The organism is uncultured Thiodictyon sp., from assembly GCF_903828115.1.
Classification (GTDB): domain Bacteria; phylum Pseudomonadota; class Gammaproteobacteria; order Chromatiales; family Chromatiaceae; genus Thiodictyon.
The window spans coordinates 21,105-28,706 of the sequence record NZ_CAIKKU010000474.1 but is presented as its reverse complement, the minus strand read 5'-3'; the positions used below and the strand labels follow the sequence as shown (position 1 = coordinate 28,706).

The window sequence follows — 7,602 nt, the reverse complement described above, 5'->3', positions numbered from 1 at the left end:
GACTTCAAAGACGAGACCCGACGCGAGCATCGCGAGCTCAACCGCAAATGGGGGGAGATGGCCAACAAACTCGGGACCATCGTCGAGGATCTGGTGGCACCCAGTCTGCCGCGCGTGGTCCATGAGGTTTGCGGTGAGGAGATCATCGACCTGTCGGTGCGGCGTAAGCGTAAGCTCCCCGACGGGCGGGTGCAGGAATTCGACGCCATCGCCGTGACCCCGACCCTGGTGTGTCTCAACAGCACCAAGTCGACCCTGCGCAGTGCCGATGTCGATGCACTCGTCGCCGAGATTGATCGGCTGCGTGAATTCTTTCCCGAATTCCGCACCATCCCGGTGATCGGCATCCTTGCCACCCTGGCGGTCGAGGACAGCGTGCTGCGTCACGCCAACCGCCTGGGCTTCGTGGTCCTGGCCATCGGCGATGAACTGATGGAGGTGCGCAACCCGCCCGGATTCGTGCCGCGGCGCTGGTAGCGCACCGGCCGTGGTATCTTACGGAGGCCTTGATCATCGTTCCGGCCAAGGAACGCGTAGGGTGCGCCGTGCGCACCTAGACCGTCCGCACGGCTCGGAGGTTAGCAGGTGCGCACGGCGCACCCTACGAGCGTCCAGCCCGCTCCCGGCCGGAACGATGGTCAAGGCCCCCAGGCCCGGGTGCTGGACTTCCTCGTCGCCCTGGTTGGCCAGCGCGATGCCCTGGTCAGGCCGGAAGCGCGCCAACGCATCCCAATCACACGCTTGCGCGAGGAACTGGACCAGTTGCATGGCTCGGTTCCCTGTCTGGACGAGCTGGCCCAACGCTATGGCGTGTCGGCGCGGGCGCTGAACGAAGGCTTCAAGGAGGCGTTTGGACGGACCATTTTCGCCTACGTGACCGAGCGGCGGCTGGAGGCCGCCCAGGCCTGCCTGCGGGGCGGGCAGGCACCGCTGAAGGTCGTGGCGGCCCGCTTGGGCTATGCCAGCGTCAGCCACTTCAGCCAGGCCTTCACCAGGAAATTCGGCTACCGTCCGGGCAGTATTCGCCGCCAGTCGCCGCGGGAGGGCGACGGTTAGTCATCGGGAGACCACCCGACCTGGCGCCAACCGGCGCGGCTGAGCGGGTAGAGGATCACTTGATCCGTTCCCATGTGCTGATCGACACGACTGATTCTTCAGGCGTGACATGGTGGTAGTGTGAAAAGATCTTGTCTTTACCGGCGATCTTTCCGTCGACCATACCATTTTCATCGGTGCAGTGTATGTTTTCGTTGTCGTAGTCAACCGCACACACCACCTTTTCCGTTAACTTCGCGGATTTCTTTGTTCCGTGAAATAGTCGGCCCTCCTGCTTGGTAAATTCATATTCCAAAGCCAAGTTATAAAATTCCTCGTGACTTCCGTGTGACTTGGGATTAGGAGTTCCTGAAATCAAGATCTTGGCACCCTCTGTTTTTGCGGCCCAAGAGCCAAGCAGATTAAAGACATCCGGCTCTGCGTAACACACGCCGGCCCCAAACATCAGGAATGTCAGAGAAATGCCGGTAACAGAATGCTTCATGTTCATGATGACGACCGTCTCAGGTGTGATGGATAGTGCCGAATGAGTTGGAGAATGCCGTGGTGTTCCCATATCTTTATGGACGTGACCGCCGCCCGGCGAACCGACCGGCCCGGCGGCGCGGCAACCGGCCGGCACCGGGCGCGGCGGTTCGCAGAGTCTAAACGCTATCGCGTGGCCGCGCCCGGCGCCGTGATGCGAAATCCTGCATGACGTGATCGCAGACAAGGCCCGATGCCCCCGCGACGCCGCGCGGCGCGCCTTTCCGGGCGGCGCGCATGCCGGCAAACCTGGGCGAATGGGCTTCCGGCGTGAGCACGGGAGACTTTGTCGGCCGCCATCGTTCCACATGCACTGTGGCCGCTTCTGTGGATAACCTGTGCCGAAGCTGTCAGGGATCATAACGAACAGTGGCTTGGCGACGGCGGTCAAGAATTGATCAGGGCCGTCCGGGGACTGGCCTCTCGCCGTAACCAAACAAACGTTTGAAATACCGCAGCAATGGAGTAGACTTAGCGGCTGATCCAGCACCTGCCGCCGTCCATGCCCCCACTCGAACAGACCCTATCGGCTCGCCCCCTGGACCCGCGTACCGGCGAGACCCGCCGCCGCATCATCGAGACCGCGCTCAAGCTCTTCGCGGAGCACGGTTTCCGGGGTGTCTCGGTGCGCGACCTGAGCGCCGCGGCGCAGGTGAACGTCGCCGCCGTCAACTATCACTTCGGCAGCAAGCAGGGGCTCTATCGCACCATCTTCGACACCGTGCTGGACGAGGACGAGGGGTGTTTCGCGCGGCAGATCGACGAGGTGACCGCCCTGCTGGGACGCGCCGGGTCCGATCCGGTCCTGCTGACGGCGGCGGTGGAGATTCTGGCCCGCGGGCTCTTGGGGCGCCTCTCGGCCTTCGAGCACCTGCGCTGGTTCAGTGTATTGGTAGCGCGCGAACTCGCCTTTCCCGGCGAACTCTTCGACCTGCTCTACCGTCGCCGCGTCGAGCCGGTGTTGCAACTCCTGGCGCAACTGGTGGGCACCGCCTGGGGGCAGCCGCCCACGTCCGAGGCGGTCCGGCTCACGGCCAATGTGCTGCACGGCCACATGGCGAGCCTGGCGTTTACGCGCCCCATCCTGGGGCGTCAGTTGGGGTGGGACCACTACACGCCGGAGCGTCTGGACCAACTCACCGGCGCTGTGACCGACCTCATCTGCCGCGCCATCGGCCTCACGATCCCCGACCGCTCCGGGCCGCCGCCCGACGCCCCCATCTGCCGAGTCGGCGGGCCGGACCTGCCGCGGGTCCCGCGCCTCGACACTGGAGTATCCGCATGAAGGCGAAGACTGGTTTGACCCTGCTCGCGGTGGGCGCCATCGGCGTGTTGGCCGCCCTGGTGTCCTATGGAAAGGTCGGGGCCGACGGCGCGGCTGGGAAGGCCGCACCCAAGCCGCTGCCCCATCCGGCCCTGGCCGTGACCCTGGTCGCGCCCCGCACGGCCGATTGGCCGCGACTGATCGAGGCGAGCGGCGGGCTCTTCGCCTGGCAGGAGGGCGTGATCGCCGCCGAGACCGGGGGCCTGCGCGTGGTGGAGGTGGCGGTGGACGTGGGCGATCGGGTTCGGCACGGTCAAGTGTTGGCGCGCCTGGATCAGGACACGGTGAAGGCGTCGCTGGCGCAGCAGGAGGCGCGCGTGGCCCAGGTCCGGGCGGCCCTGGCGGAGGCGCGGGCGAATGGCGATCGGGCGCGCAGCGTCAAGGACAAGGGGGCCATGTCCGAGCAGCAGATGACCCAATATCTGATCGCGGAGGAGGCGGCCAAGGCCAACCTGGCGGCGGCGGAGGCGGCCCTCGAGATGGAGCGGATCCGTCTGAGTCAGACGCGCGTCCTGGCGGTGGACGACGGGGTCATCGCGGCCCGCGCCGCGACCCTGGGGACCGTGGTGCAGGCCGGGACCGAACTCTTCCGCATCGTCCGCCAGGGGCGGGTGGAGTGGCGCGCCGAGCTCACCGCCCAGCAGCTCGCCCAGGTCCGCCCCGGCCAGGAGGCTATGATCCGGTTGCCGGGCGGAGAGACTGTCACCGGCAAGGTGCGCATCGCCGCCCCGACCCTGGACGCCAACACCCGCTATGGCCTGGTCTATGTCGACCTGCCGGACGCGGGTCCGGCCCGCCCCGGGATGTTCGCCCAGGGGACCATCCGGCTCGGGGCCAGCCCGGCCCTGACCCTGCCCGAGTCCGCCGTGGTCCTGCGCGACGGCACGAGCTTCGTCTTTGAGGTCCTGCCCGACGACCGGGTCGCCCAGCGCAAGGTCGAAACCGGGCGCCGCAGCGCCGGCCAGGTCGAGATCCTGTCCGGCCTGGACGCGGCGGCGCGGGTGGTGGAGAGCGGCGGGGCCTTCCTGGCCGATGGGGACCTGGTGCGGGTGGAGGCCGGATAAGCGAGCCATAAGAGAGTGCTTTCAGGGCCGTTGTCGTTGTCGTTGTCGTTGTCGTAATCGAGGTTATCGTAGCGCCCCGGATTCTCTCGCACGGCGAATTGCATCGTTTCTTCGATTACGGTTACGACAACCACAACGAAACCGACAACGACAACGACAACGACAACGAGTGCGTTGTGTTTAACTTGTTCTTGACTCGTTACTTCCGTACTAACGACTTCCGTCCCGCCTATGAATGTCTCTGCCTGGTCCATCCGTCACCCGGTCCCCGCCATCCTCCTGTTCGGGCTCCTGACGATCTTCGGGATCATGGGGTTCCGGGCCCTGCCGATTCAGAACTTCCCGGACGTCGAACTCCCCACCATCACCATCAACGCGAGCCTGGAGGGGTCGGACCCCACCCAACTGGAGACCGAGGTCGCGCGTAAGATCGAGGACCAGGTCGCCTCCCTGGGCGGCATCGAGCATATCCGCACCACGGTTGCCGACGGGGCCGCCACCATCCGGGTCGAGTTCCAGATCGACAAGGACACCGAGGTGGCCTTGAACGAGGTGCGCAACGCCGTCGACAGTGTGCGCGCCGACCTGCCGCAGGACATGACGGACCCGATCGTCTCCAAGGTCACCACCTCCGGCTCACCCATCGCGACCTATACCGTGGCCTCGCCGCGGATGGACGAGTCGGCCCTGTCCTGGTTCGTCGACAACGAGGTCGCCAAGGCACTGCTGGCGGTCAAGGGGGTGGGGCGGGTGGCGCGGGTGGGGGGCGTGGACCGGGAGGTCCATGTGGATCTGGACAGCGCCAGGATGCAGTCGCTGGGGGTGACGGCCGAGGCCATCTCCGCCCAGTTGAAGCGCGTCCAGCAGGACGCCTCCGGCGGGCGCGGGGACATCGGCGGGGCCGTGCAGTCGGTGCGCAGCTTAGGTGCCGTGGATACGGTGGCCGGGATCGCGGAGTTGACGATTCCGCTGCCGGACGGCCGCCGGGTGCGCCTGCAGGACTTAGGGACCATCAGCGACAGCTTTGCCGAGCGCGGCTCGTACGCCCTGCTGGACGAGGCCCCGGTGGTCGCCTTCGAGGTGACGCGGATCAAGGGGGCCGGCGAGGTGGCGGTCGCGCGGGCGGTCAAGGCCGCTCTGGATCACCTGGGGGTCCTGTTCCCCCAGGTACAGATCCGGGAGGCCTACAACACCGTCGACCCGGTGTATGACAACTACCTGGGGTCCATGGAACTGCTCTACGAGGGCGCGCTGCTGGCGATCCTGGTGGTCTGGTGGTTCCTGCGCGACTGGCGCGCCACCCTGATCGCGGCCGTCGCGCTGCCGCTCTCCATCATCCCCACCTTCGCCGTCATGCTGGTGCTGGGGTTCAGCCTGAACGTCCTGACGCTGCTCGCCCTGGCGCTGGTGGTCGGCATCCTGGTGGACGATGCCATCGTCGAGATCGAGAACATCGTGCGCCACCTGCGCATGGGCAAGCCGCCCTTCCAGGCGGCGATGGAGGCGGCGGACGAGATCGGGCTCGCGGTCATCGCGACCACCTTCACCCTGGTCGCGGTCTTTCTGCCGACCGCCTTCATGGGCGGGGTGCCGGGCAAGTTCTTCGTCCAGTTCGGCATTACCGCCGCGGTGGCGGTGGTCGCCTCGCTCATGGTGGCGCGCCTGCTGACCCCCATGATGGCCGCCTATTTCCTGAAGCCCCACCCGGAGGGCAATACCGACAGCTTCATCATGACCCGCTATCTGGCCGCCGCCGGCTGGTGCCTGGACCATCGCAAGACGACCGCGTTGGTCGCCATCGCGTTCTTCGTCGGGTCCATGCAATTGATCCCGCTGCTGCCCAAGGGCTTCGTCCCGGCGGCGGACCGCGGACTCTTCAGCGTCAAGCTGGAGTTGCCGCCCGGCAGTTCACTGGACGACACGCGACGCGCGGCGCAGCAGGCGCGGCGGCTGATCGCGCCCGTCCCGGAGGTGACCGGCATCTTCACGGCGGTGGGCAGCGCCTCCGGTGCCGGTCCAATGGGGGACGGCGCGGCCAAGGACGTGCGCCTGGCGAACCTGAGCCTGAAGCTCATCTATCGGCACGACCGTGCCCGCACCCAGCCGCAGATCGAGCGCGAGGTCCGCGAGCGCCTGCGGGCGCTCCCCGGCACCCGCGTCTCCATTGGCGCCGGCCAGAGCGGGGAGAAGCTCCAGATCACGCTCGCGAGCGACGACCCCAATGCGCTCGCCACCGCCGCGCAGGCGGTGGTGCGGGATCTGCGCACCCTGCAGGGGATCGGCAACGTGACCTCCGGGGCCAGCCTGCAGCGCCCGGAGATCCAGATCCGGCCCGATTTCGCCCGCGCCGCGGACCTGGGCGTGACCACCTCCGCCCTGGCCGGCGCGGTGCGGGTCGCGACCTCCGGTGATTTCAAGGTCAACCTGCCCAAGCTCAACCTGCCGCAGCGCCAGATCCCCATCCGTGTGCGCCTGGACCGGTCGCTGCGCACCGATCTCGACGCCATCGCCCAGTTGCGCGTCCCGGCCACGACCGGTTCGGTGCCGCTCTCCGCGGTGGCCGCGCTCGCGCTCGGCAGCGGGTCGGCCCAGATCGACCGGGTGGACCGGATGCGGACCGTCACCATCGACGTGGAACTCGGCGGGCGCCTCTTCGGTTCAGTCCTGGACGAGGCCGAGGCCCTGCCCGCGCTCCAGGACCTGCCGCCGGCCGTGACCCGGATCGCGCAGGGCGACGCCCAGCGCATGAACGAACTCTTCGCCTCCTTCGGCTCCGCCATGCTGATCGGCGTGCTCTGTATCTATGTGGTGCTGGTGCTGCTCTTCCATGACTTCCTGCAACCCGTGACCATCCTGACGGCGCTGCCGCTCTCATTGGGCGGGGCCTTCATCGCCCTGCTGCTGACCCACAACAGCTTCTCCATGCCCTCCATCATCGGGGTGCTGATGCTGATGGGCATCGTCACCAAGAACTCCATCCTGTTGGTGGAATACGCCATCGTGGCGCGGCGCGAACGCGGGATGGCGCGCCGCCCCGCCATCCTGGACGCCTGCCACAAACGCGCCCGCCCCATCGTCATGACCACCATCGCCATGGGCGCCGGCATGTTGCCGGTGGCGCTCGGGCTCGGCGCCGAACCGAGCTTCCGCTCCCCGATGGCGATTGCCGTCATCGGCGGGCTCATTACCTCGACCTTCCTGAGCCTGCTGGTCATCCCGGTGGTCTTCACCTATGTCGATGACCTGCTGCGCCTGCTGCGGCGGCTGGTACCGCGGGGGCATCGGGGGCGGGCGGGTGAGGCGCCGCCCGGCCAGCCCCCGCTCCCGACGGCCTTGCGGATGCTGGGCGAGCAGCGCCCCGGTGCGGCAACCGGGAGATCGCCGTAGGGTCCGCTGCGCGGACCACGACCTCGCGGTTACTACGGTAGCCGGAACGATGATCCTGGAAAGAGCAGTTATCCACAGATGAACACAGATGAACACAGATGAACACAGATTATTAATTGGCTTACGTTTGGGCGGGGGCTCACCTTGCGGGTGATTATGACAGTAGCGATAAGCGCATGACAATTCGAAGAAAATCTGTGTTCATCTGTGTTCATCTGTGTTCATCCGTGTTCATCTGTGTTCATC

General features: G+C 66.7%; 6 protein-coding genes. 5 read left to right on the top strand and 1 reads right to left on the bottom strand.

Features of this window, described 5'->3' with window-relative positions; translation table 11 throughout:
• Together QZY48_RS17495 and QZY48_RS17490 are read left to right on the top strand one after the other, a co-directional pair.
• Window positions 1-477, top strand: a 477-nt coding sequence (locus QZY48_RS17495; RefSeq protein WP_295433376.1) for a hypothetical protein, incomplete at its 5' end; no start/stop codon positions are given.
• Between the two features lie 108 nt (window positions 478-585).
• Window positions 586-1,056, top strand: coding sequence for a helix-turn-helix transcriptional regulator (locus QZY48_RS17490; RefSeq protein WP_295433373.1), 471 nt, complete (start codon window positions 586-588; stop codon window positions 1,054-1,056).
• Window positions 1,057-1,111: 55 nt separating this feature from the next.
• Here the strand turns inward: QZY48_RS17490 and QZY48_RS17485 are convergent, their stop codons facing one another.
• Window positions 1,112-1,768 carry a hypothetical protein gene (locus tag QZY48_RS17485; protein WP_295433371.1) on the bottom strand — a complete coding sequence of 219 codons (657 nt, stop codon included), beginning with the start codon at window positions 1,766-1,768 and terminating at the stop codon, window positions 1,112-1,114.
• Between the two features lie 315 nt (window positions 1,769-2,083).
• Between QZY48_RS17485 and QZY48_RS17480 the strand changes: the two genes are divergently transcribed.
• The 3 genes from QZY48_RS17480 to QZY48_RS17470 all read left to right on the top strand — a co-directional run bounded on the left by QZY48_RS17480 (window position 2,084) and on the right by QZY48_RS17470 (window position 7,356).
• Entirely contained in the window at window positions 2,084-2,866 is a 783-nt protein-coding gene (locus QZY48_RS17480; protein WP_295433368.1) for a CerR family C-terminal domain-containing protein, read from the top strand.
• Window positions 2,863-3,969: an efflux RND transporter periplasmic adaptor subunit gene (locus tag QZY48_RS17475; protein ID WP_295433366.1), complete on the top strand. Its 1,107-nt coding sequence runs from the start codon at window positions 2,863-2,865 to the stop codon at window positions 3,967-3,969. Before QZY48_RS17480 ends, QZY48_RS17475 begins: the two co-directional genes overlap by 4 nt.
• 231 nt (window positions 3,970-4,200) lie before the next feature.
• Entirely contained in the window at window positions 4,201-7,356 is a 3,156-nt protein-coding gene (locus tag QZY48_RS17470; RefSeq protein ID WP_295433364.1) for an efflux RND transporter permease subunit, read from the top strand.
• The last annotated feature ends 246 nt before the right edge of the window (window positions 7,357-7,602 follow it).